The 22,229-nt window shown below is 71.5% G+C and carries 22 protein-coding genes; 7 read left to right on the forward strand and 15 right to left on the reverse strand.

All coding sequences use genetic code 11. The annotated features are described in order from the left end of the window. Positions 1–34: 34 nt before the first annotated feature. Both BXA03_RS08060 and BXA03_RS08065 read right to left on the reverse strand, forming a co-directional pair. A complete protein-coding gene (locus tag BXA03_RS08060; RefSeq protein WP_076505938.1) occupies positions 35–859 on the reverse strand; it encodes a beta-keto acid cleavage family enzyme in 825 nt (274 codons plus the stop codon). After that, complete coding sequence (locus BXA03_RS08065) at positions 856–1,842, reverse strand: 3-hydroxyacyl-CoA dehydrogenase family protein (protein WP_076505940.1); 987 nt, start codon at positions 1,840–1,842, stop codon at positions 856–858. The genes BXA03_RS08060 and BXA03_RS08065 overlap by 4 nt, the downstream gene beginning before the upstream one ends. Positions 1,843–1,907: 65 nt before the next feature. Between BXA03_RS08065 and BXA03_RS08070 the strand changes: the two genes are divergently transcribed. Further along, entirely contained in the window at positions 1,908–2,876 is a 969-nt protein-coding gene (locus BXA03_RS08070; RefSeq protein WP_076505942.1) for a LysR family transcriptional regulator, read from the forward strand. Here BXA03_RS08070 and BXA03_RS08075 read toward each other — a convergent pair. Beyond that, complete coding sequence (locus BXA03_RS08075) at positions 2,858–3,322, reverse strand: MbcA/ParS/Xre antitoxin family protein (RefSeq protein WP_076505944.1); 465 nt, start codon at positions 3,320–3,322, stop codon at positions 2,858–2,860. The genes BXA03_RS08070 and BXA03_RS08075 overlap by 19 nt on opposite strands. 231 nt (positions 3,323–3,553) lie before the next feature. Between BXA03_RS08075 and BXA03_RS08080 the strand changes: the two genes are divergently transcribed. The 4 genes from BXA03_RS08080 to BXA03_RS08095 all read left to right on the forward strand — a co-directional run bounded on the left by BXA03_RS08080 (position 3,554) and on the right by BXA03_RS08095 (position 8,148). Beyond that, positions 3,554–3,916, forward strand: a complete 363-nt coding sequence (locus BXA03_RS08080) for a hypothetical protein (RefSeq protein ID WP_143476247.1) — start codon at positions 3,554–3,556, stop codon at positions 3,914–3,916. Positions 3,917–4,217: 301 nt separating this feature from the next. Next, positions 4,218–4,970 (forward strand): 2Fe-2S iron-sulfur cluster-binding protein, encoded by a 753-nt coding sequence (locus tag BXA03_RS08085; RefSeq protein ID WP_200803360.1) that lies wholly within the window; start codon positions 4,218–4,220, stop codon positions 4,968–4,970. Then, the gene (locus BXA03_RS08090; protein WP_076505950.1) at positions 4,957–5,949 is read left to right on the forward strand and encodes an FAD binding domain-containing protein; all 993 of its coding nucleotides are present in this window, start codon (positions 4,957–4,959) and stop codon (positions 5,947–5,949) included. The genes BXA03_RS08085 and BXA03_RS08090 overlap by 14 nt, the downstream gene beginning before the upstream one ends. A gap of 12 nt (positions 5,950–5,961) precedes the next feature. Beyond that, positions 5,962–8,148 carry a xanthine dehydrogenase family protein molybdopterin-binding subunit gene (locus BXA03_RS08095; RefSeq protein WP_076505952.1) on the forward strand — a complete coding sequence of 729 codons (2,187 nt, stop codon included), beginning with the start codon at positions 5,962–5,964 and terminating at the stop codon, positions 8,146–8,148. A gap of 15 nt (positions 8,149–8,163) precedes the next feature. On the opposite strand, the gene BXA03_RS08100 is transcribed toward BXA03_RS08095, so the two are convergent. The 10 genes from BXA03_RS08100 to BXA03_RS08145 form a co-directional block, all read right to left on the reverse strand. Further along, positions 8,164–9,654 (reverse strand): efflux transporter outer membrane subunit, encoded by a 1,491-nt coding sequence (locus BXA03_RS08100; RefSeq protein WP_234983632.1) that lies wholly within the window; start codon positions 9,652–9,654, stop codon positions 8,164–8,166. Continuing rightward, positions 9,651–10,586, reverse strand: a complete 936-nt coding sequence (locus BXA03_RS08105; protein ID WP_076505960.1) for an efflux RND transporter periplasmic adaptor subunit — start codon at positions 10,584–10,586, stop codon at positions 9,651–9,653. The genes BXA03_RS08100 and BXA03_RS08105 overlap by 4 nt, the downstream gene beginning before the upstream one ends. After that, positions 10,583–10,798 carry a DUF1656 domain-containing protein gene (locus BXA03_RS08110; protein WP_076505962.1) on the reverse strand — a complete coding sequence of 72 codons (216 nt, stop codon included), beginning with the start codon at positions 10,796–10,798 and terminating at the stop codon, positions 10,583–10,585. Before BXA03_RS08110 ends, BXA03_RS08105 begins: the two co-directional genes overlap by 4 nt. Continuing rightward, positions 10,795–12,936, reverse strand: a complete 2,142-nt coding sequence (locus tag BXA03_RS08115; RefSeq protein WP_076505964.1) for an FUSC family protein — start codon at positions 12,934–12,936, stop codon at positions 10,795–10,797. Before BXA03_RS08115 ends, BXA03_RS08110 begins: the two co-directional genes overlap by 4 nt. Position 12,937: 1 nt before the next feature. Then, complete coding sequence (locus tag BXA03_RS08120; RefSeq protein WP_076505966.1) at positions 12,938–13,429, reverse strand: MarR family winged helix-turn-helix transcriptional regulator; 492 nt, start codon at positions 13,427–13,429, stop codon at positions 12,938–12,940. A gap of 266 nt (positions 13,430–13,695) precedes the next feature. Next, the gene (locus tag BXA03_RS08125) at positions 13,696–14,574 is read right to left on the reverse strand and encodes an ABC transporter permease (protein WP_076505968.1); all 879 of its coding nucleotides are present in this window, start codon (positions 14,572–14,574) and stop codon (positions 13,696–13,698) included. After that, positions 14,571–15,467 carry an ABC transporter ATP-binding protein gene (locus BXA03_RS08130; RefSeq protein ID WP_083715953.1) on the reverse strand — a complete coding sequence of 299 codons (897 nt, stop codon included), beginning with the start codon at positions 15,465–15,467 and terminating at the stop codon, positions 14,571–14,573. Before BXA03_RS08130 ends, BXA03_RS08125 begins: the two co-directional genes overlap by 4 nt. A 53-nt stretch (positions 15,468–15,520) precedes the next feature. Continuing rightward, positions 15,521–16,537: an ABC transporter substrate-binding protein gene (locus BXA03_RS08135; protein WP_076505971.1), complete on the reverse strand. Its 1,017-nt coding sequence runs from the start codon at positions 16,535–16,537 to the stop codon at positions 15,521–15,523. Position 16,538: 1 nt separating this feature from the next. After that, the gene (locus BXA03_RS08140; protein WP_076505974.1) at positions 16,539–17,549 is read right to left on the reverse strand and encodes an ABC transporter substrate-binding protein; all 1,011 of its coding nucleotides are present in this window, start codon (positions 17,547–17,549) and stop codon (positions 16,539–16,541) included. A 112-nt stretch (positions 17,550–17,661) separates the two neighbouring features. Continuing rightward, positions 17,662–18,555 (reverse strand): TauD/TfdA dioxygenase family protein, encoded by an 894-nt coding sequence (locus tag BXA03_RS08145; protein ID WP_076505976.1) that lies wholly within the window; start codon positions 18,553–18,555, stop codon positions 17,662–17,664. A 472-nt stretch (positions 18,556–19,027) separates the two neighbouring features. Between BXA03_RS08145 and BXA03_RS08150 the strand changes: the two genes are divergently transcribed. After that, entirely contained in the window at positions 19,028–19,828 is an 801-nt protein-coding gene (locus tag BXA03_RS08150) for a sulfonate ABC transporter substrate-binding protein (RefSeq protein WP_369822406.1), read from the forward strand. A 158-nt stretch (positions 19,829–19,986) separates the two neighbouring features. Then, complete coding sequence (locus BXA03_RS08155; RefSeq protein ID WP_076505979.1) at positions 19,987–20,259, forward strand: RNA recognition motif domain-containing protein; 273 nt, start codon at positions 19,987–19,989, stop codon at positions 20,257–20,259. A gap of 16 nt (positions 20,260–20,275) precedes the next feature. Here the strand turns inward: BXA03_RS08155 and BXA03_RS08160 are convergent, their stop codons facing one another. Together BXA03_RS08160 and BXA03_RS08165 are read right to left on the reverse strand one after the other, a co-directional pair. Then, complete coding sequence (locus BXA03_RS08160) at positions 20,276–21,091, reverse strand: MetQ/NlpA family ABC transporter substrate-binding protein (protein ID WP_076505982.1); 816 nt, start codon at positions 21,089–21,091, stop codon at positions 20,276–20,278. 116 nt (positions 21,092–21,207) lie between these two features. Beyond that, positions 21,208–22,176 (reverse strand): tripartite tricarboxylate transporter substrate binding protein, encoded by a 969-nt coding sequence (locus BXA03_RS08165; protein WP_076505984.1) that lies wholly within the window; start codon positions 22,174–22,176, stop codon positions 21,208–21,210. Positions 22,177–22,229: the final 53 nt, after the last annotated feature.

Here is a 22,229-nt window from a genome sequence, read left to right on the forward strand (position 1 = left end):
GAGTCTCCGGTTGTTGTGGTGGGGGGATGGGGCGTCAGCGCGGCCTGAAGCGCGCGCGGATCTGCGCGGCGGTCGCCAGCGGCCGGCCGAGCGTGGCCGCGGCCTCGGCGGCCTGCGCCACCAGGGCGGTGTTGTCCGGCGCCAGGCTGCCGTCGCGCAGCCGCAGGTTGTTCTCGAAGCCCACGCGCGCATGGCCACCGAAGGCCGCCGCGGCGGTGACGCAGGCCTGCTCGGTGGGGCCGAAGGCGCACACGGCCCAGGGCTCGGGGCCGTCGCCATGCGCGGCCAGGAAGGGCAGCAGGTCCCGCGGGTCGGAGGTCTGGCCCGCGCTGTAGCGGCCCAGCACGAAGAGCAGGAACCACGGCGCGTCGGGAATGGTGCCGGCCGCGCGCAGGGCCTGCCAGCGTGCCACGTCGGCCGCGTCGTAGAGGATCACCTGCACCATGGTGCCGCGCGCCGCCAGTTCGCCGAAGAAGGCGGCCAGACCGGCCTCGCCGACGGCCGGCACGTCCACCTCGCGCAGGCCGATGGAGACGGCCTCGGGCTGCAGCTCGCGCACCATGGCGATCTGCTGCGGCGCCTCGTAGACGCGCGCCGCCTCGCTGGTGACCTGCAGCACCATCGCGTCGCCCACGGCCTGGCGCACCACGCGCAGGGCCTCGCGGTAGCCCTCGACGTCCAGGCTGTGGCGGCCCTCGGCATCGCGGATGTGCAGGTGGAGCATGGCGGCGCCGGCGTCCAGGCAGCGGCGGGCGGTGTCGGCCAGCGCCTGGGGCGTGAGCGGCACGGCCGGATGGTCGCTGTGCTGCTTGTAGGCGCCGTTGGGCGCCACGGTGAGGATGAGGGGATCGGCGTTCACGTCGGGTTCCGGTCGGAGGAAGGAGTGCCGGCTGCAGCAGGCAGCGGTGGCAGTTCGTCGGCCAGCAGCCGCAGACCGGCGCGCAGCAGGCGGTCGTAGCGGGCGCGCTCGGCGATGCGCTCGGCCTCGGGCCAGTCGCTGAAGCCGGCGCCGGCCTTCATGCCCACGCGGCCGGCCTGCACCTGCTGCTGAAGCACCTTCGCGGGCTGGTCGTCGTTGCACAGGCTGGGGTAGATGGTGGCGGCGGCGGCGCAGTGCACGTCCAGCCCCGCATGGTCGCGCTGCAGGATCGGCCCGGCCGCCAGGAAGCGGAAGCCGAAGCCGAAGCGCACCGCGGCATCGATGTCCTCGGCACTGGCCACACCGTCGTCCAGCAGCGCGAAGGCCTCGCGCGCCAGCGCATGCTGCAGCCGGTTGGCCAGGAAACCCGGCCGGTCCTTGCGCACCAGCACGGGCACGCTGGCACAGCGGCGCATGGTCTGCATCAGGGCCTGGGCGGCGTCGGCGTCGCTGTCGGGGCCCAAGACCACCTCCACCAGCGGCACCAGGTGCGCGGGCATGAAGAAATGCAGGCCGAACATGCGCCCGCGCGTGGGCAGGCCGTCGGCGATGCGGCTGATGGGCAGGCCCGAGCTGTTGCTGGTGAGCAGGGCCGAGGGCGGGGCCAGCTCGACCAGCCGGGCAAAGAGCTGCTGCTTGGGCGCCAGCTGCTCGACGATGCATTCGACCACCAGCCCGATGCCGGCCCAGGCCACCGCCTCCAGCTGCTGCACCACGGTGATCGGCCCGGCATGTGCCGCGCAGCCAGCGATTTCGAGCTGGGCGCCGATGTAGGCCGGCAGACGGGCGGCCTTGGCGGCATCGCGTTCCACCAGGGTGACGGGCAGGCCGCCGCGGCTGAGCACCACGGCGACGTCGGCGCCCATGGTGCCGCCGCCGATCACGGCAGTGCCCGGGGCGCGGGGGAGGGAAGGGGTCGTCATGGCGGCGCAGTCTAGGAAGGCGCCAGTGATCGGTCCAACGCTATTGCCCGATAGACTGATCGGCAATCATGATCAATCTTTCGCTGCGCGAACTGCAGGTCTTCATCGAGCTGGCCGAGACGCTGAACTTCCGGCGCGCGGCGGCGCGGGTGCACCTATCGCAGTCGGCTGTGTCGGGCGTGATCGGCCGGCTGGAGGAGACGCTGGGCGCGCGGCTCTTCGCCCGCAGCACGCGCAGCGTGCAGCTCACCGACGCCGGCCAGGCCCTGATGGCGCATGCCCGCATCCTGCGGGCGCAGGCCGAGACGGCCGCCAGCGCGGTGCGCGACGTGGTCGAGCTGCGCGAGGGCCGGGTGCGCATCGCGGCGCTGCCCTCGCTGGCGGCGACGGTGGTGCCGCCGGTGTTCGCGCGCTTCATGGCGGCGCACCCGGGCGTGCAGCTGGGCGTGGTCGATTCGCTGTCGGGTGCCTCCTTCGACCTGGTGCGCGCGGGCCAGGTCGACTTCGCGCTCACGGCCGAGAACCCGGCCTATGCCGATCTGGCCTACGAGACGCTGGCCAGCGATCCGCTGGTGCTGCTGCTGCCCGCGGACCATGCGCTGGCTACGCGGCGCGGCCCGCTGCGCTGGGCCGAGGTGGCGGGCCTGCCGCACATCTCGATGCCCGCACCCACCAGCGTGCGGCAGTACGCCGAGGCGGCGCTGCTCTCATTGGGGCAGCGCTTCGCGCCGCGTTTCGAGGTGGAGCACCTGGCCACCATCAATGCGATGGTGGCGGCCGGGCTGGGGGTGTCGGTGCTGCCCGCCCTGGCGGCGCAGGTGGCGCTGGGCGGGCCGGTGGTGCAGCGGCGGCTGACGGCGCCGGATGTCGAGCGGCCCATTGGCCAGGTGATGCGACAGGAGCGCAGCCTGTCGACGGCCGCCGCTGCGGTGGCGGCCGCGCTGCGGGCCGAGCTGCTGCACCAGCTGGGGCGAAACGCGGCGACGCCGAGGGCGCCGGCTAGGAAGAAGTCGTCTCAGGCCCCGCGGGCGTAGGCGGCCAGCAGCGCCAGTACCTTTTCCTCGCCACGCGGCGTGGTCGCCATCTGGGCGGGCGTCATGCCGCCCAGCAGCGGATGGGCGCGCTTGAGCCAGTCGATGGCGTCGCTGCCCAGCACGCTCTGCGCCCGCAGGTGCACCGCGTCCATGGGCGGACGCGGCTGCGACTTGGGCGCGGTCACGAAGGGCGCGGGCTTGATGACCGAATGCCGCACCGGCTGATCGGCCGGCGGCGGCGCGGGGCGGGCGCGCACCTGCAGCGCTTCGATGCCGTCCTGGAGGCTGAAGCCGGCGGCGCCCAGCTTCTGGGCGAAATCGTCGACGAGGTTCCTGAGTCCGTCCACCCGCAGTTGCTGCTGCTGGCGTTCGAGGTCCTGGCGTTCCTGGGTCAGGCGCGCGATTTCTGCTTCCAGTGCTTCGACGCTCGAGGCACGTGCTGTCATGGGTCTGTGCGGGCGCCGCGAGGCGCTGCCGTGTGTTGGATTGCCGCCAGTCTAAATGCCCCCTGGCCGACGCGGCCCTGCGTGTGGGGCGACGTGGCCTGTCGCTTGGCGGCCTACAGGCGCCGGCCGAGGCTGCCGACATGCACGGAAAAGACGGGGATCGACAGTGCAGGCACGGTCGCGTTGGATGGGGTCTCTCGTGCCACGGCCGGCACCGATCAGGAGGTCGTCATGCACATCGGCAAGCTCATGGGTTCATCTTCCCGATACGAGGCGCATGGACGACGCTGGCGGTGGCTGGGGGCGACCTTGTTGGGATTGGGGCTCTGCGGCGGCGCCGCGGCGCAGGCCGCTTCCGATGCCACCGTGCCCACCAGCAGTGCGCTGGGCATCCCGCTGTTCACGGCAGATCCGCGCCCGTCGCCGATGGGACCGGCACATGTGGCGCCGGCAGCCGGACGGCACGCGAACATCCTCAACGCACGGAAGATCGCGGGGAACGCTGAATTGCGCCTCGTCCCGACTCCCACGCGGGGCGACGCCGCTTCGCTGCGCGTGGCGGTGAAGGGCCCCGAGGTCGCCGCCTTCCGCTGATCCCATCGCGCCACCCAAGCGCGTCGCGCCGTCCGGCGCGCTCGCAGCATGCCCGCCGACACGTTCGCGGGTTGGCTCTGCCTGAGCCGTCCGGTGTCTGGATGGCACGCTCTGCGTCGTCGCAGATTGCAGCCTGCGGCGTGGTGCGGGTCTGCCGTCGCTCTCGGGCAATGTCACATCCGCAGCCGGCGCATTGCGCCCAACGGCCTCGACGGAGTGCGACATGGCCCACGATCCCACACCCCACGATCCAGACGGTGGCGAAGAACTGAGCGCCGACGAAGCGGCGTTGCTGCACGACATGCCGCCGCTCGGCACCGTCGGGCAGGCCCGCCGTGTCTTCATGATGCAGACGGCCGCGGGCGGCGTCGGCGCCTTCGCTGCGAACCTGCTGGCGACCGAGGCGGCCTATGCCCAGATGCCGGCCGCACCCGATGCCGTGACCGCGCCCATCCGCGTGCAGAACGCCGTGCGCGTCAACGTACGCATCAACGGCGAGGCCCGCGCGCTGGAGCTCGATTCACGCACGGTCCTGCTCGACGCCCTGCGAGAGCGGCTGGCCCTCACCGGCACCAAGAAGGGCTGCGACCAGGGCCAGTGCGGTGCCTGCACCGTACTGGTCGACGGACAGCGCGTGCTGTCCTGCCTGACACTCGCCGCCACGCTCGAGGGCCGCGAGGTCACCACCATCGAGGGGCTGGCCCAGGGCGGCCAGCTGCATCCCATGCAGGCCGCGTTCATCCGGCACGACGCCTTCCAGTGCGGCTACTGCACGCCGGGCCAGATCTGCTCGGCGGTGGGCATGCTGGCGGAGGCCCGGCGCGGCGACGTGAGCCACGTGAGCGAGGACGTCGGCCGCCCGGTCGGCCGCCTCGGCGACGACGAAATCAAGGAACGCATGAGCGGCAACATCTGCCGCTGCGGCGCCTACCCGGGCATCGTGGCGGCCATCCAGGAGGTGCAGGGCGGTGCGCCGCGCGCACAGACCTGGTCCTTCGCCACCGAGACGCAACTGGCGGCAGTGCGCCGGGAGGACGGCCATGAGACCGTTTGAATACGTCCGCGCCGACGATGCCGCGGCCGGCGCCGCCGCCGCGCTGCAGGCGCCCGGCAGCCGCTTCCTCGCAGGCGGCACCAACCTGCTGGACCTGATGAAGGAGGACGTGGAGCGCCCGCCCCGCGTCATCGACATCCGCCGCCTGCCGCTGGGGCAGATCGAGCGCACCCGCGCCGGCCTGTCGCTCGGCGCCTTGGCCACCAACACCGAGACGGCCAATCACCCGATGGTGCGCGAGCACTACCCGCTGCTCAGCCAGGCCATCGTGGCCGGCGCGTCCGGACAGCTGCGCAACATGGCGACCAACGGCGGCAACCTGCTTCAGCGCACCCGCTGCAACTACTTCTACGACACCGCCATGCCCTGCAACAAGCGCCAGCCCGGCAGCGGCTGCGCGGCGCGCGAGGGGCTCAACCGCATCCATGCCGTGCTGGGCTGGAGCGAGGCCTGCGTGGCGACCTACCCCGGCGACATGGCCAATGCGCTGTATGCGCTTGATGCCTCTGTGCGCGTGCGCGCGGCCTCGGGTGCGGAGCGGCTGATGCCCATCGGCGAGCTGCACCGACTGCCCGGCAACGCGCCCGACCGCGACACCACGCTGGCCCCGGGCGACCTGATCCTGGGCGTCGAGCTGCCCGTGGCCGCGGCGGCATTCGCCCGCAATTCGCACTACCTGAAAGTGCGCGACCGCGCCTCCTACGCCTTTGCCATGGTGGCGGTGGCCGCCGCGCTGGACATGGACGGCAACCGCATCCGCCAGGCACGGGTGGTGCTCGGCAGCGTCGCGCACATGCCCTGGCGCAGTGCTGCGGCCGAGGCGGCCCTGGTGGGCCAGCCCGCCGGACCGGAGGCCTTCCGCCGCGCCGGTGAGGCGGCGCTGGCCGAGGCCCGGCCCCTGGCGCACAACGCCTACAAGGTCGAACTGGGCCGCCGTGCGGTCGAGCGTGCATTGATGCGGGCTTCGCGCCTCGCCTGACGGAGACTGGACATGGCTCGCTATCTGGGCAAGGAAACCCCCCGTGTCGACGGCATCGCCAAGGTCACCGGCCAGGCGAAGTACGCCGCCGAGTTCCAGCTGCCGAACCTGGCCTACGGCTTCCTGGTGCTGAGCACCGTGGCCAAGGGCCGCATCACCCGCGTCGACACGGCCGAGGCCGAAGGTTCGCCGGGCGTGGTGCGCGTGTTCACCCACCTCAATGCCGGGCGCCTGGGCAAGGCCGGCGCCAGTCCCGACGGCTGGGCCTGGCCGCTGCAGACGGACCGTGTGTTCTTCAGCGGGCAGCCAGTGGCGCTGGTGGTGGCCGAAAGCTACGAGCAGGCCCGCCATGCCGCCCGCCTGGTGCGCCTGGACTACCAGGCCGAGCCGCACCAGACCGACCTGGCCGCCGTGCTGGACCGTGCCCGCCTCGATCCCAAGTCCGGGAAGCCCGGCCCGCGGGGCGATGCGCAGGGCGCGCTGCGCACCGCGGCGGTCAAGGTCGAGGCCGAATACCGCATCCCCATCGAGCACCACAACCCGATGGAGCCCCATGCCGCCATCGCCCACTGGGAAGGCGAGCAGCTCACGCTGTTCGACAAGACGCAGGAGGTGTATGGCGTGCGCCAGCACCTGGCCGAAGCCTTCGGCGTGCCGGCGAACAAGGTGCGCGTGGTCTCGCCCTTCGTCGGCGGCGCCTTCGGTGCCTCGCTCAAGCCCAACTACTACCCGTCGCTCACGGCCATGGCGGCGCGGGCGCTGCGGCGGCCGGTCAAGGTGGTCTACACCCGCACGCAGATGTTCACCGGCCACGGGTACCGGCCCGAGACCATCCAGAAGGTGGCCCTGGCAGCAGGCCGCGACGGGCGGCTGCAGGCCATGGTGCACCAGGCCTTCCACAACACCTCGTCCTTCGACACCTTCTCGGACTCCACCACGCAGTTCACCCGGCAGGTCTATGCCTGCCCCAACCTGGATGCGCCGCTGAAGGTGGCGGCGACCGACCTGGCCACGCCCACCTGGATGCGCGCGCCGGGCGCGGTGAGCGGCATGTTCGCGCTCGAAAGCGCCATGGACGAGCTCGCCTACGCGCTCGGCATGGACCCGCTGGCCCTGCGGCTGGCCAACTATGCCGAGACCGACCCGGACAGCGGCAAGCCGTTCTCCAGCAAGGCACTGCGCGAGTGCTATCGGCTGGGCGCCGAGAAGTTCGGCTGGTCGCGACGCACCCCCGAGCCGCGCTCCATGCGCGATGGCCGGCTGCTGGTGGGCTGGGGCATGGCCTCCAGCGTCTGGGGCGCGATGCAGATGCCCGCCAGCGCCCGCGTCAGCTACCGCAGCGACGGCACCGCGCGCGTGGGCAGCGCCACCAGCGACATCGGTCCGGGCACCTACACCGTCATGACGATGATCGCGGCGGAGTTCCTGGGCACGCGGCTGGAGCAGGTGCAGTTCGAGCTGGGCGACACGCGCCAGCCGAAGGCGCCGGCGCAGGGCGGCTCGTGGACGACGTCGAGCGTGGGCTCGGCGGTGCGGGGAGCCGCGCTGGCGGTCACGGGCCGGTTGCTGGCCATGGCGCAACGGCAGGCCGGCTCGCCGCTGGCCGGTGCCACTGCCGCGCAGGTCGAGCTGATGGACGGCCGGCTGCGGCTCAAGGCGGACCCCTCACGCAGCATCGCCGTGGGCCCGCTGATGCAGGCGGCGGGGCTGGATCAGGTCACCGAAACCTTCGAGGCCAAGCCTTCGGCCGAGCGGCAGAAGTACACCTCGCTCGCGCATGGGGCACAGTTCGTGGAGGTGAAGGTGGACCCGGACCTGGGCACGGTCAAGGTCACGCGGGTGATCGAGGTCAGCGCCTGCGGGCGCATCCTCAACCCGCTGGCCTCGCACAGCCAGGAGATCGGCGGCGTGGTCTGGGGCATCGGCATGGCGCTGGAGGAGGCCACCGAGGTGGACCACCGCTACGGCCGGATCGTCAACGCCAACCTGCAGCATTACCACGTGCCGGTGAATGCGGACATCCACGCCATCGAGACCATCTTCGTGGAAGAGGACGACGCTATCGTCAACCCGCTGGGCGTCAAGGGCATGGGCGAGCTGGGCATGGTGGGCATTCCGGCGGCCATCGCCAACGCGGTCTACCACGCGACCGGGCGGCGGGTGCGCGAGCTGCCGATCACGCCCGAGAAGCTGCTCTGAGGCCGCCCGGGCAGGCTACTCCTGCGGCCGCTCCCAGCCGCCGCCCAGCGCCATGAAGACCGCGACCTGCTCCTGCGCCACGCGGGTCTGCGCGGCGGCCAGGCTGGCCTCGGCACTGGCGAGCGAACGCTGCGCATCCAGCGTGTCGAGGTAGGCACTGCGCCCGCCCACGTACAGGCGCTGCGCCTGGCTGGCCACCTGGGCGCTGTCGTCGCGGGCGCGCGTGAGGGCCTCCACGCCGATCAACGCCTGCCGGTAGGCGGACAGGGCGGTCTCGGTCTCCCGCAGTGCCTGCAGCACCGTGCCGTCGAAGCTGGCCAGCGCCGCGCGGGCCGAGGCTTCGGTCCCGGCGATGCGGGCGCGGGCGGCCCCGGTGTTGGGCACGCTCCAGCGGATCAGCGGACCGAGATTCCAGGCGAAGGTGTCGCGGCCCAGGAAGTCGTTGGCCGGCCCGGCCGAGGTGGCCGACAGACCGAGCGACACCTTGGGATAGAGCTGCGCCGTGGCCACGCCGATGCGGGCCGTGGCCGCGGCCAGTTGCCGCTCGCTGCGGCGGATGTCGGGCCGGCGTCGCAGCAGGGCCGCGCCATCGCCCACCGGCAGCGCCCCGGCCACCTGGGGCACGGTGGCGCATTGCTGCACCTCGGCGGGCAGTGCGCCCGGCGTGCGGCCCAGCCAGGCCGCCAATTGGTACAGCGCGGCCTGGCGCTGCGCCCGCAGCGCCGGTGGCGCGGCCTGCAGCTGGGCCAGCAGCGAGCGCGAGCGCGCGAGGTCGGTGGCACCGGCACGACCGGCATCGTGCAGGCGCTGCACCACCGTCAGCTGTTGCTGCTGCAGGGCGACGGAGCGCTCGGCCACCTTCAGCTGCTGGCCGGTGGCGCAGGCGGTGGCATAGGCGCGTGCCGTGCCGGCTGCCGCGTTGACGCGGGCCAGGTCCACGGCGGCCGCGGCGGCCGCGGTGTCGGCGCGTGCCGCCTCGGCCGCGCGGCGCAGCTCGCCCACCACGTCGATCTGGTACGACAGGCCCGCGCCCAGGCTGTAGGCGAACTGGTCGGGCGGGCTGAAGCCGGGCGCCAGCTCGGACAGGCCCGACACATGGCCGAAGGCCGGCCCGCCGGAGAGCGACAGCTGCGGCTTCTCCTCGGCACGCACCTGCACCTCGGCGGCCTGCTGGCGCTCGAGGTTGGCGGCGGCCACGCGCAGGTCGGTGTTGTGGGCCAGCGCCTCCTGCACCAGCGTGTCGAGCGTGGGGTCGCGGAACAGGTGCCACCAGCGCGCCGGCAGCGGCTCGGCGACGACCGCGGCGCCGGCATCGGGCGCCTGGGCCTCGCGGAAGGGCTGCGCCGCGGCTGGGTTCTGCACGGCGGCCTGGGCGGGCACCTGGTAGTCGGGGCCGACGGTCAGGCTGCCGCAGCCGGCGAGGACCAGCGCGGCCAGCAGCGCCGGCGCACGGCGGGCGAAAGTGGTCATCGGGCGGGCAAGGGAGGAATGGCGCAGGCGGCTCATGTCGGGTCTCCCTGGCGTACGGCGGCATGCCGGGCATCCGCGGGCCGCACCACCTCGACCAGCACGGTCTGGCCGGCCACCAGGGCGGCGGCGCCCGGCTGCGCGTCCAGCTGCACACGCACCGGCACGCGCTGCGCCAGGCGCACCCAGTTGAAGGTGGGGTTGACGCTGGGCAGCAGGTTGGCGCCGGTGGAGCGGTCGCGGTCGGCGATGCCGGCGGCAATGCTCTGCACCGTGCCGACCAGCGGCACGCGGCTGCCCATCGGCGTCACGCGCACGGCGTCGCCGGGGTGGATGCGGGCCAGCTTGGTCTCTTCGAAATAGCCTTCGACGTAGAAGGAGCCGCGGTCCACCACGGCCATGGCGCCGCGGCCGGCGGCGGCATAGGCGCCGGTGCGCAGCTCCAGGTTGGTGACCCAGCCGTCGACCGGCGCGCGCACCGTGGCGCGCTGCAGGTTGAGCTCGGCCGTGTGCAGCTCGACCTGGGCGCGGGCCAGGGTGGCAGCCGCCGCGTCCGCCCGGGCACGCGACTGCTCGCGCAGCTCGCGCGGCACCAGGTCCGACAGGCTGGCGTTGCGGGCGTCCTCGCGGCGGGCCTGGGCCAGGCCCACCTGCGCCGACTGCACGCCCACGCGGGCCTGCTGCACGGCAAGGGCGAAGCGCGCCGGGTCGATCTCGAACAGCACGTCGCCGGCCTTGACCGGCTGGTTGTCCTGCACGCGCACGGCGCTCACCAGGCCCGACACGTCGGGCGCCACCTGCACGACATTGGCGCGCACGCGGCCGTCGCGGGTCCAGGGTGCGAGTTCGTAGTGGTCCCACAGGCGCAGGCCGGCCCAGACGGCCAGGGCCACCATGCCCAGGGTCAGCAGCACCCGGGCCGTCTGCGCCGCCAGGGCGCGGGTTCGTGTCGTCGTCGTTGTCGTGGTCATGAGAGGAATCCTTGGCCGGCAGTGAGCCGGACCAGCAGAAAGAGGATCAGCACATAGAGGGCGGTATCGAAGAGGGCGCTGTGCCAGACCCAGCGGTAGACGCCCAGCGTGCCCAGCAGGCGGCGCGCGCCCCAGCACAGGCCCCAGGCCACCACGGCCAGCACCAGCAGCCAGGGCACGTAGACCCCGTAGAACGTGGCTTCGCCCGTCATGCGAAAGCCTCCTCGGTCGTGGAAGGTGCGGCCGTCCAGGGCCGCGTGGGATAGAGATTGCGGCGCAGGCCGACCAGGGCGGCCAGCAGCGCGCGGCGGTCTTCGACCTGAGCGGCCGGCGAGGCCGCGGCCTCGGTGGGCAGCAGCGCGCGCAGGGCCTGGTCGATGCCGTCGGCCAGCGCTGGCCGGTCCTGCGCGGCCTGGCCGGTGGTCAGGCCCGCGGGATGCTCGCGGAACAGCCGCGCCACCTGCGCCAGGATGTCGGGGCCGAGCCGGCCCGGCAGCAGCGCGGCATGGCGGCGCAGGGCATGCAGGTCGGTGCCGATGCGCAGGTCCACCAGCGCGTCGTCGGCATTCACGCCATCGACCGTGCCGCCGGCCTGCGCGATGCGCGGCGCCAGCAGGCCGATGCGGTCCAGCACGCGCGCCGCATGCAGCCGGGCCTGCGCGTCGTCGGCCTGTCGCGGCAGGCGGCCCAGTTCGCGCCAGGTCATGCGCTGGATGCGGCGCGCGCCCCAGTCGGCGCTCACCGAACGCACCAGCGCCGTCACCACGGCCGCCGCGGCGACGCCCAGCACCTGGCCGATCATGGCGTTGAGGAAGCTGGCGAAGTCGGCCTGGCCGGTGTCGTGCAGCGAGAGCGTACCGATCACGCCCGACAGCAGCAGCGCCATCGCCTTCATGAAGGTGGCCGGCCGGCCCAGGTAGACGCCCAGCACCAGGAAGGCCGGGGCGCACACCAGGGCCAGCGTGGTCAGGTCCACCACCAGCGGCATCAGCACCAGCACGTACAGGGCGGCGAGCGGCAGCGACAGCAGCAGCACCTTCAGGAAGGCGTAGATCGAGGGCGCCGGGTCGTCCATGCCCGCGAAGAAGGAGCAGAAGACCGCGGCCATCATGGCCATGGCGGCGCCGCCGGGCCAGCCGGTGAGGATCCAGAAGGCGGAGCACAGACAGATGGCCAACGCCGCCGCCAGGGCGGACCATGCGGCCATGCCCACGTCGCGATGCAGCACCTCGCGGGCGGCCGGGGCACTGCGGCCGGCGGCGGCAGACAGCGGCACGGGGCGGCCGGCCAGGCCGGCGTCGATGTGCTGGCGCAACCGCACGCAGGCGGCCCAGGCGTCGATCAGGGCCTCCAGCCGCACGGCCAGGCCGGTGCGCAGGGCCCGGGTCCAGGCATCGGCGTGGGGCGTGGTGTCGCCCAGGCTCCGCGCGGCGGCGTGGAGCGCGGCCAGTTCGGCGTCGGGCAGGGGCGCGGGCGCGGTGCCGGGCGCCGTGCGGCCGTTGTCGGCCAGGCGGGCGAGCACCTCGCCCACGGTGCGTTCCACATCGGCCGGCAGGCGCCCGTCGGCATCGCGCAGCGCCTGGAGGCGGTCGTCCACGGCCGAGGCGAAGGGCGTGAGCGCCGCCACCTCGTGCTGCAGGGCCCGCACGGCCGAGGCCGTCCACTTGAGGTGGCTGGTGTCGAAGGGCACGTGCGTGGCCATCACGCGCAGCTGCGAGATGTCGCCGGCCAGCTTGCGGCGCGCGGCCTGCCGGCCGGCGGCGGCAGAGGGCGCAGGCTGCACCATGCCGCGCAGCCAGGCGGCGGCATCGGCCAGCGTGTGGTCCACCAGCCCGACGAGCGTGGGCGCCATGCCCACCGGCCACACCAGGCTGTGCACCAGCGTGCCGCAGACGATGCCGATGGCGATCTCCTGCACGCGGGCCGAGGCGGTGTCGAACACGCCCAGCGGTGCGCCCACCGACGGAAAGCCGATGAGGGCCGCCGAGTAGCCGGCCAGCATGAAGAGGTAGGCGCGGGGCGTGCGGTCGAGCAGCGAGACGAACAGGCACAGCGCCACCCACAGGGCCAGTGCCAGCGTGAGCAGCTCGGGCGCATCCACCAGGGCCGGAACCAGCAGCAGCGTGGCCGCACACCCGAGCAGCGTGCCGAGCAGGCGGAACACCGCCTTGGAGCGCACCGCGCCGGCCAGCGGGTTGGCGACGATGTAGGTGGTCATCAGCGCCCAGAAGGGACGCGGGAGGCCGGCCCAGCTCGCCACCGCCATTGCGAGCATGGCGGCGCCGAAGCATTTCGCGGAAAAAAGCATCTCGGCCGCGCTGAAGCGCGGCAGCTGACGGGGCAGGCGCATGTCAGTTCTCCGAGGCGGCACCGCCGCGGTCGGCCTTGCCCAGGCGGGTCCAGAGCGTGCCGAACACGCGCAGGCAGGCGCGCACGTCCTCGGCGGGGATGTCCTGGAACAGCTCGGTGCGCAGGGCATTGAGCGCTTCCTCGATGCGGGCCTGGATCGCGGCGCCGGACTCGGTCAGGTGCAGCGTGCGGGCGCGGCGGTCGGTCGGGTCCTCGCGCCGCTCCACCAGCCCGGCGCCCACCAGCTGGTCGAGGGTGCGAATCAGTGTCGGCCCCTCGATGCCGAGCAGGTCGGCGATGACGCCCTGGCGGGTGCCGTCGCCCTGCCGGCCGATGGTCAGCAGTGCCCAGCCGGCCGCCTGCGAGATGCCGAGGTGCGCCACCGCCCGGTCGGCCGCGGCGCGGTAGGCGCGCTGCAGCAGGTTGAGCGTGAAGGTGAGGGTGCGCAGCTCGGCGGGATCGGCGGCGGAGGCGGAGAAGGCGTCATCGGACATGCCCTCCAATATAGTTAGCTAGCTATCTATTTGCTGAGAGATAAGGGTTAACCCTTGTCGACGAGGCGGTCTTCACAGAGGGCTGGGCTGGCTTCGCGCAGGTCCATGCGCCGGCCAGGGCGCAACGCCAACGATCGAATGGCCGCGGAGCAGGCCACGCCAGGACACCCGAGGAACTGGCTTCGCCAGGCCTCCGGGTGCGCCCCCTCCAAGCCGAAGGCGCAAGAGAGGGGGAGCCGCGAAGCGGCATGGGGGTGGCCATCACTTCACCGCTGCTGGCCCCACTTGCGCACCGTCAGCCGCTCAAGCGTCGCGAAGCCCAGCCCTTCCACCAGCAGCCCGATGATGACCACCAGCGCCAGACCGGCGAACACGCGGTCGGTGTAGAGCTCGTTGCGGTTCTGGAAGATGTACCAGCCCAGACCACCCTTGCCCGAGCTGGCGCCGAACACCAGCTCGGCCGCGATCAGCGTGCGCCAGGCGAAGGCCCAGCCGATCTTGAGGCCCGACAGGATGGCCGGCAGCGCCGCCGGCACCAGGATCTGCAGCACATAGCGCAGCCCGCCCAGTCCGTAGTTGCGGCCCGCCATGCGCAGCGTCTCGGGCACGGCCTGGAAGCCGGCATAGGTGTTGAGCGCCAGCGGCCACAGCACCGAATGCACCAGCACGAAGATCAGGCTGCCCTGGCCCAGGCCGAACCACAGCAGCGCCAGTGGCAGCAGGGCGATGGCCGGCAGCGGGTTGAACATCGAGGTCAGCGTGCCCAGCAGGTCGCGGCCCAATTGGGTGGAGACCGCCAGCGAGGTCAGCAGGAAGGCCAGGCCCACGCCCAGCGCATAGCCCTGCACCAGCACGCCCAGCGAGATGGCGGTCTTGGCGATCAGCTCGCCGCTGGCCAGCCCCTCGAAGAGCGCGCGGGCGGTGGCGCTTGCCGTGGGCAGCAGCAGGTCGTTGTCCTGCCAGCGTGCCAGCAGCTCCCACAGCAGGGCCAGCGCCAACAGGATCAGGCCCTTGCGCAGCCAGGCCTGACGCCACAGCCGCGTGGTCCACGGCAGGGGCCGCTCGACGGCGCTGGCGGTGAAGGGTTCGAGTGCGAGTTCGTACTCGGGCCGCACGGGCGGCAGCGGGGGGAGGAGGGCACTCATTGCGGATGGTCTCCGTCGGCGCCATGCGGCGGCGCGTCGAACAGCAGGTGGTGGATGCGCTGGGCCGTGGCCTGGAACTCGGGGCTGCCCTGGCTGGCCAGGTCGAAGCCGTGGCTGTTGATCTCGGCCCGCATGCGCCCGGGGTGCGGCGACAGCAGCGCGATGCGGCTGCCCACCACCAGCGCCTCCTCGATGGAATGCGTGACGAAGAGCAGGGTGAAGCGCAGTTCTTCCCACAGCGCGAGCAGCTCTTCCTGCATGCGGCGGCGCGTGAGCGCGTCCAGGGCGGCGAAAGGCTCGTCCATCAGCAGCACGCGCGGCTGCATGGCCAGCGCGCGGGCGATGGCCACGCGCTGCTTCATGCCGCCCGAGAGCTGGTGCGGATGCACGTCGGCGAAGCGGGCCAGGCCCACCCGGTCCAGCCAGTGCAGGGCGCGCTCCTCGGCCTCGCGCCGTCCCAGCGTGCGCGAGGCCAGCAGCGGGAACATCACGTTCTGCTTCACCGTCTTCCACGGCGGCAGCTGGTCGAATTCCTGGAACACGACGATGCGGTCCGGGCCCGGGCCCTGGATGCGTCGGCCATCCAGGTGGATCTCGCCTTCGGCCGGCGGAATGAAGCCGGCGATGGCCTTGAGCAGCGTGCTCTTGCCGCAGCCCGAGGGCCCGAGCAGCACGAAGCGCTCGGCCTGGTGCACATCGAAGCTGACCTGGTGCGTGGCGCGCACCACATGCTCGGGCGTGCGGTATTCCAGGCTCACGCCCTGCACCTGCAGCAGGGCGACATCGGTGGCATCGGCGTGGGCCAGGGGCGGGTGGGGCTGGCGCCGTTGACTGGGCGCGGCGGCGCGGGCCGGGGCGGGCGTGGCTCGCAGGGCGACGGTGGCAGCGGTCATGGCTTGGGGAATGTCGTGGGAGCGATGGGGAAATGCAGCGATGCGGCGCGGGCTCAGCTGCCCGGCCGGCTCCAGGCTTCCTCGAAGAAGAAGTCCTTCCACGAGGCCGCCTGGTTGCGCAGAACGCCGAGCTTGAACAGCTCGTCGGCATAGACCTGGCTGCGCTGGGGCGAGACGGTGAAGTCGTTCTCCGGGTCCTGCACGATGCGGCGCACCAGGGCCGGGTCGAGCCGCGAGTTCTGCACGCGGATGAAGATGTCGGCCGCGGCGGCCTTGTCGGCCTTGATGAACTGCTCGGCCTCCACCAGTGCGTTGTAGAAGGCCTTGTAGACCAGGCGGTTCTCGTCGCGGTACTTCTGCGTGGTGTAGAGCACGTTGAAGGTGGCCGGCCCGCCCAGGATGTCGTAGCTGCTGATCACCTTGTGCACCGCCGGGTTGGCGGCCAGGGCCTGGTAGTAGAAGGGCGCGCTGGAGAAATGGGTGTTGATCTCCGAGCCGCCCTTGATGAGCGCGGCCGTCGCATCCGGGTGCGGCAGGCTCACGGAAATGTCGTCCAGCCGCTTGAAGTTCTCGCGGCCGAAGAGGCGCGCCGCCTCGATCTGCAGCACGCGCGACTGGAAACCCACGCCGGCCGCCGGCACGGCGATGCGGTCCCTGGCGCCCAGGTCCTTCAGCGTGCGCACCTGCGGGTTGTTGCTCAGCAGGTAGTTGGGCAGCGCGCCGAGGGCGGCCACCGCCTTCACGTTCTGGCGGCCACGGGTGCGGTCCCACATCGTGAGCATGGGCGGCACGCCGGCCGAGACGATGTCCAGCGAGCCGGCCAGTAGCGCCTCGTTCATGGCCGTGGCGCCGGAGATCGACGACCACTCCACCTCGACCACCGGCACGCCCAGCGCCTTGGCCTGTTTCTCGATCAGCTTGCGGTCGCGCACCACGTCCAGCAGCAGGTAGCCGATGCCGAACTGCTGGGCGATGCGGATGCGGCCCTCCGCGCGGGCCGCCACAGTGCCTAGGCCCAGCGCGGCGGCGGCACCCGCCTTGAGGATGTCGCGTCGATGGAGCAGGGTCATGTCAGTTGGATTGCGCATTCAGCACGTCGTCGAAGAAGTAGTCCTTCACCGACTGCGGCTGGTTCTTGATGGCGCCCACGCGGTGCATGAACTGGCCCAGGGCCAGCGTGTTCTGCGGCTCGGTCTTGAACTGCACCTCGGGGTTCTTGATGATCTTCAGCAGCAGCGCGCGGTCGGTCTTGGCGCCGCTCACCTTCAGGTAGATGTCGGCCGCCTGCTCGGGCTGGCGGCGGATGAACTGGGCCGCTTCGTCCAGCGCGTCGACGAAAGCCTTGTAGGTCTTGGGGTTCTCGGCGCGGAATTTTTCGGTGGCGTAGAGCACCGTTGCCGACGACGGGCCGCCCAGCACGTCATATGAATTGAGCACGATGCGGGCATTGGGATTGCCGGCCAGTTCCTGCTCCTGGAAGGGCGGGTTGCCGAAGTGGCCCGTGATCTCGGTGCCGCCCTTGATGATGGCGGCCGCCGCATCCGGGTGCGGCAGCGCGATGCTGATCTTGTCGAGCCGCGCGAAGTCCTTGTCGCCCCACAGCTTGGCCGAGGCCAGCTGCAGCACGCGCGACTGCACCGACACGCCGACGGCCGGCAGCGCGATGCGGTCCTTGTCGGTGAAGTCGGCGATGGACTTCACGTTCGGGTTGTTGGTGACCAGGTAGTAGGGAAAGTTGCCCAGCGAGGCCACGCCCTTGACGTTCTGGCGGCCCTTGGTGCGGTCCCACAGCGTGAAGAGCGGGCCGACGCCGGCCCCCGCGATGTCGATGCTGCCCGACAGCAGCGCGTCGTTGACGGCCGAGCCGCCCGACAGCTGCAGGAACTCGACCTTGGCGTCGATGCCGGCGGCCTTGGCGTGCTTTTCGATGAGCTTCTGCTCCTGTGCCACGTTCAGCAGCAGGTAGACGATGCCGAACTGCTGGGCGATGCGGATCTGGCCTTCGGCATGGGCGGCCAGCGAGGCGGTGGCCAGGCCGGCGGCGGTGAGCAGGGCTGCCAGGCGGCGGGTGACGGGTTTCATGGGCTTCCTCTCCAGGATGTGGCGGGCGCGGGACTTTTGCGGAAGCCCGACCGGGGGTCGTCCTCCTGTCCCTGTCGCCCAAGGGAGGCGGCCGCTGGGCCGCCGGGGGTGATCAGAAGGGCCGGTCGCCCTCGATGGTGGTGCGGTAGAGCTTGCGCGGCAGGTGGTCGGGCGTGCCGGCCGCCAGGTGCGTGACCGAGCGGTTGTCCCAGAACACCATGTCGTGCGGCTGCCATTGATGGCGGTACTGCAGCGCGGGCTGCGTGCTGTGGGCGAACAGCTCTGCCAGCAGGGCCTGGCTCTCGTCCTCGGGCAGGCCGACGAGACGGGTCGTGAAGTGCTCGCTGACGAAGAGCGCCTTGCGGCCCGTCTCGGGATGGGTGCGTACCACCGGGTGCACCACCGGCTTGACCTCTTCGATCTGGGCGGCGGTGAGGGCCGGGCGCCAGGGGCTGCGGGCACGCAGCTCCTCGTACTTGGCCAGGTAGCTGTGCTCGGCCTTCAACGTGGACACGCGGTCCTTCAGTGCCTCGGGCAGCGTCTCCCAGGCGGCATGCTGATCGGCGAAGAGTGTGTCGCCGCCCTCGGCGGGCAGCACCTGCGCATGCAGCAGCGAACCCAGGCTGGGCTTTTCCTTGTACGACAGGTCCGAGTGCCAGTAATGGCCCGCGTCGCCCAGGCCGATGGGCTCGCCCTTCTCCTTGATGTTGGAGACCACCAGCACCTCGGGATGGCCGGCGAGCTGGAACTTCTTCTGCACATGGATCTGCAGCGGCCCGAAGCGGCGGCTGAAGGCCACCTGCTGGGCCGGCGTGATGCGCTGGTCGCGGAAGACGAGCACCGGATGCGCCAGGTGGGCGCGATGCAGGCGCGCGAAGTCGTCGGCGAGCAGGGGCCGGCCAAGGTCGAGGCCCACCACCTCGGCGGCAAAGCTGCCGGGCAGCGGGCGGATGTCGAAGTCCTGCAGAAGGGAGTGCGCGTCGTCGAGGAGGGCGTGGGCGGTCATGGCAAGGCTGTCGTTGTCGGCGCCACCAGCGGGGTGGCCATGGACAGGACTCTAGGGACGCGCCTTCAAAGCAGGAACGACAAAGTTCTTGCTTGCAAACAAGGCAATCATCTAAGGCGGAAAACGACTGTGCTCATGCGCAAAACGAGCAAGTGCAGCGGCTGCTGGCGCCGCATCGTGCAGGTGGGCGCCGTGGCGCGGCGGCCCTGCGGGACCGCATAAGCAGCTGCGGATTGCGCATTTCCCATGCGCGGCGCGGCACCCAAGAATCCGCTTCCCTTCCTTGCTGCGAGCGCCTGTTCCGCCATGACTTCCCTGCTTCCACTTTCCCGTCGTCGTCTGCTCCAGGTGGGCACCGCTGCTGCCGGCAGCGTGGCCCTCGCGGGCGCACCCGCCTTCGCCCAGCCCGCAGCGCGCGCTGCGCATCGGCAACCAGAAGGGCATCCTCAGCCTGCTCAAGGCCCGCGGCACGCTGGAGCAGCGGCTGGCGCCGCTGGGCGTCAAGGTGAGCTGGACCGAGTTCACGGCCGGCCCGGTTCAGCTGGAGGCGCTCAACGTCGGCTCCATCGACTTCGGCGATGTGGGCGAGGCCCCGCCCATCTTTGCCCAGGCCGCCGGTGCGCCGCTGGCCTATGTGGCGGCCACCGTGCCACGGCCCGCGTCCGAGGCCGTGCTGGTCTCCAAGGATTCGCCCATCCGCAGCGTGGCCGACCTCAAGGGCAAACGCGTGGCCTACAACAAGGGCAGCAACGTCCATTACTTCCTCGTCAAGCTGCTCGAGAAGAACGGCCTGGCCTATGGCGACGTGCAATCGGTCTTCCTGCCGCCGGCCGATGCGCGCGCCGCCTTCGAGAAGGGCTCCATCGACGCCTGGGTGATCTGGGACCCCTTCCTCGCTTCCGCCGAGAAGACGCTGGGCGGCCGCATCCTGGCCGACGCCACGGGCGTGGTGGGCAACCGCGCCTACTACTTCTCGTCGCTGCCCTATGCCGAGAAGAACCGCGACGTGACCCAGGTGCTGATCGAGGAGATCTCCCGCATCGACGCCTGGGGCGCCGCCAACCGCGATGCCTTCTCGGGCGAGCTGGCGGCCATCTGGGGTCTGCCCAAGCCGGTGGTGGACACGACCTTCGGGCGGGTGCAGTTCGGCACCGGCCCCATCACGCGCGCCATCCTGGCCGAGCAGCAGCAGATCGCCGACACCTTCTACGCGCTCAAGCTCATCCCCAAGCCCATCAAGGTACTCGAGGCCGCGGCCTCGGGACTGGGGTGAACGAAGGGGCGGCCCACTGGCGACTTCGTCCTACGCCGCCCCACGCATCGGCTGACAGGGCCGGACCTATCATCGGCACGCGTCAAGAGTCTCGGCATCTTTCGGGCCGCGCATCACCGGTGCTGCCCACGCAGCAGCGGAGAACGGTCTGGATGCGGATGACCACCAAGGTCTATATCGGCGGGCTTGCGCCCGACGTCACGGGCGACGAGCTTGTCGCCCTCTTCGAACAGTTTGGCGAGGTCCTCATCGTCACCTTGCCCACCCATGCCCGCACGGGCCAGCCGCTGGGCTACGGCCATGTGGACATGCGCGACGCGGCCGGCGCCGAGGCCGCCGTGGCGGGCCTCAACGGCACGGAATTCCGTGGCCGCCTGCTCAACGCCAACCTCCTGCCGGCATCGGGCCGGCGGCCGAGTCCGTTCCATTGAAGCCCATCGTCGGCAGTCAGAACGCCGGGATCAGTGCTCCCTTGAAGGTGCTCTCGATGAACTGCCGCACCTCGGCCGACTGGTAGGCCGCGACCAGCTTCTTCGCCCAGGGCTTGTCCTTGTCCGCGCGGCGCACGGCGATCAGGTTGGCATAGGGGCCCTTCGGCGACTCCTTGATGACCGCGTCGCGCACGAAGGACAGGCCTGCCTTCTCGGCGTAGTCGTTGTTGATCGACGCGATGGTCAGGTCGTCCAGCGAGCGCGGCAACTGCGCGGCGTCCAGCGGCACCAGCTTGAGCTTCTTGGGGTTGGCCGTCACGTCCAGCGGTGTGGCGGTGTTGTTCTTCACGGCCTCGGGCTTGAGCGTGAGCAGGCCGGCCGACTGCAGCAGCAGCAGCGCGCGGTTGCCGTTGGAGGGGTCGTTCTGGATGCCCACCGAGGCGCCCTCGGGCAGCTCTTGCGCCGACTTGATCTTGCGCGAGTAGAAGCCCAGCGGCGCGGTGATCGTCAGGCCGACGGGCACGATGTCGTAGCCGCGTGACTTGATCTGGTTGTCGAGGAAGGGCTGGTGCTGGAAGGCATTGGCGTCGAGGTCGCCGGCGGCCAATGCCGCGTTGGGCAGCTGGTAGTCGCTGAACACCACGACCTGCACGTCGAGGCCGTCGCGGGCCGCGACCTTCTTGACCACCTCGAAGATCTTCTCGGCATTGCCGACCGAGATGCCGACCTTGATGGCTGCCTTGTCCTGGGCATGTGCGGCAGGCACGATTGCCCCGAGGGAGATGAGCGAGAGCGCGGCAATGGCGGTGCGGCGGCGAAGGGAGAAAGGCATGAAGCAGTGAGGAGCAGAGTGTGCGAACACGGGGTCGCCACTGTGCGTCGCATCGCGCCCGCCGCCAACGAATCAAAACGCATGTCGATAGCCGCGGCGCGCATGGCGGCTGCCGGCTACTCCACGTCGATGCGCACCCCGCTGTCCACCAGGGCGCGCAGCTTGCGCGACTCCCCGTCCAGGAAGCTGGCGAACTGCTGCGGCGTGCCGGGGGACAGCTGCAGGCCCGTTTCGGCAATCGCGGCGCGCACGCCCGGATCGTCTAGCGCGCGCCGGATGTCGGTGTTGATCTTCAGCGTCAGTGCGTCCGGCACGCCCGAAGGCAGCAGCATGCCGTACCAGGTGGCATAGAGCAGATCCACGCCCTGTTCGCGGAAGGTGGGCACGTCGGGCGCGGCCGGATGGCGCTGCGGTGCCGCGATGGCGATGGCCCGCAGCTGGCCTGCGCGGGCGAGCGGCATGGACGAGGTGCCGTCGAAGATGCCGTCCACCACGCCGGCGATGACGTCGCTCTTGGCCGGTGCCGCACCGCGGTAGGCCACGTGCGTGATGCGCGTGTTCAATGCCCTGGCGAACAGCTCCAACGCGATGTGGGGACTCGATGCATTGCCCGACGACGCCAGGCGCAGCCGGTCCGGCCCCGAGCGCGCAAGCGCCACCACGTCGGCCAGCGACTTCATCGACGAGCGCGCCGAGACGAACAGGATCAGGCCGTTCGCGCCGATCTGCACCAGCGGCTTCAGCGCGTCCGCCGCGTAGGGCATGCTGCTGCGCAGGATCGGGTTCGACGTGTAGGCATAGGCGGTGAGCAGCAGCGTGTGCCCGTCCGCCGGCGCCTTGGCCACATATTGCGTGCCGATCAGCGTGCCGCCCCCGCCCCGGTTCTCGACCAGCACGGGCTGCCCCCAGATGACGGAGAGCCGGTTGGCGATCACGCGGGCATGCACATCGGTCGGGCCGCCGGCGGCATAGGGCACGACGAGGGTGACGGGCCGGCTCGGAAAGGGCGTCTGCGCGTGCAGCAGTGCAGACGCAGGCAGGAGCGCGGCGCTGCCCAGGGTGCGCAACAGATCGCGTTTGTTCATGGCGCGCCAGTGTGGGCGCGCGGCGCAGCGGCGGCGCGCCGCCCGCCGAAAAG

Origin of the sequence: Pseudacidovorax sp. RU35E, from assembly GCF_900156165.1 — a bacterium.
Classification (GTDB): Bacteria; Pseudomonadota; Gammaproteobacteria; order Burkholderiales; family Burkholderiaceae_C; genus Xenophilus.

Bases quoted from the DNA above. Each gene is read 5' to 3' on its own strand.
- BXA03_RS08065 (WP_076505940.1), bottom strand. From the start codon at position 1,842: ATGACGACCCCTTCCCTCCCCCGCGCCCCGGGCACTGCCGTGATCGGC.
- BXA03_RS08075 (WP_076505944.1), bottom strand. From the start codon at position 3,322: ATGACAGCACGTGCCTCGAGCGTCGAAGCACTGGAAGCAGAAATCGCG.
- BXA03_RS08080 (WP_143476247.1), top strand. From the start codon at position 3,554: ATGCACATCGGCAAGCTCATGGGTTCATCTTCCCGATACGAGGCGCAT.
- BXA03_RS08085 (WP_200803360.1), top strand. From the start codon at position 4,218: ATGCCGCCGCTCGGCACCGTCGGGCAGGCCCGCCGTGTCTTCATGATG.
- BXA03_RS08090 (WP_076505950.1), top strand. From the start codon at position 4,957: ATGAGACCGTTTGAATACGTCCGCGCCGACGATGCCGCGGCCGGCGCC.
- BXA03_RS08095 (WP_076505952.1), top strand. From the start codon at position 5,962: ATGGCTCGCTATCTGGGCAAGGAAACCCCCCGTGTCGACGGCATCGCC.
- BXA03_RS08100 (WP_234983632.1), bottom strand. From the start codon at position 9,654: ATGAGCCGCCTGCGCCATTCCTCCCTTGCCCGCCCGATGACCACTTTC.
- BXA03_RS08105 (WP_076505960.1), bottom strand. From the start codon at position 10,586: ATGACCACGACAACGACGACGACACGAACCCGCGCCCTGGCGGCGCAG.
- BXA03_RS08110 (WP_076505962.1), bottom strand. From the start codon at position 10,798: ATGACGGGCGAAGCCACGTTCTACGGGGTCTACGTGCCCTGGCTGCTG.
- BXA03_RS08115 (WP_076505964.1), bottom strand. From the start codon at position 12,936: ATGCGCCTGCCCCGTCAGCTGCCGCGCTTCAGCGCGGCCGAGATGCTT.
- BXA03_RS08120 (WP_076505966.1), bottom strand. From the start codon at position 13,429: ATGTCCGATGACGCCTTCTCCGCCTCCGCCGCCGATCCCGCCGAGCTG.
- BXA03_RS08125 (WP_076505968.1), bottom strand. From the start codon at position 14,574: ATGAGTGCCCTCCTCCCCCCGCTGCCGCCCGTGCGGCCCGAGTACGAA.
- BXA03_RS08130 (WP_083715953.1), bottom strand. From the start codon at position 15,467: ATGACCGCTGCCACCGTCGCCCTGCGAGCCACGCCCGCCCCGGCCCGC.
- BXA03_RS08135 (WP_076505971.1), bottom strand. From the start codon at position 16,537: ATGACCCTGCTCCATCGACGCGACATCCTCAAGGCGGGTGCCGCCGCC.
- BXA03_RS08140 (WP_076505974.1), bottom strand. From the start codon at position 17,549: ATGAAACCCGTCACCCGCCGCCTGGCAGCCCTGCTCACCGCCGCCGGC.
- BXA03_RS08145 (WP_076505976.1), bottom strand. From the start codon at position 18,555: ATGACCGCCCACGCCCTCCTCGACGACGCGCACTCCCTTCTGCAGGAC.
- BXA03_RS08155 (WP_076505979.1), top strand. From the start codon at position 19,987: ATGACCACCAAGGTCTATATCGGCGGGCTTGCGCCCGACGTCACGGGC.
- BXA03_RS08160 (WP_076505982.1), bottom strand. From the start codon at position 21,091: ATGCCTTTCTCCCTTCGCCGCCGCACCGCCATTGCCGCGCTCTCGCTC.
- BXA03_RS08165 (WP_076505984.1), bottom strand. From the start codon at position 22,176: ATGAACAAACGCGATCTGTTGCGCACCCTGGGCAGCGCCGCGCTCCTG.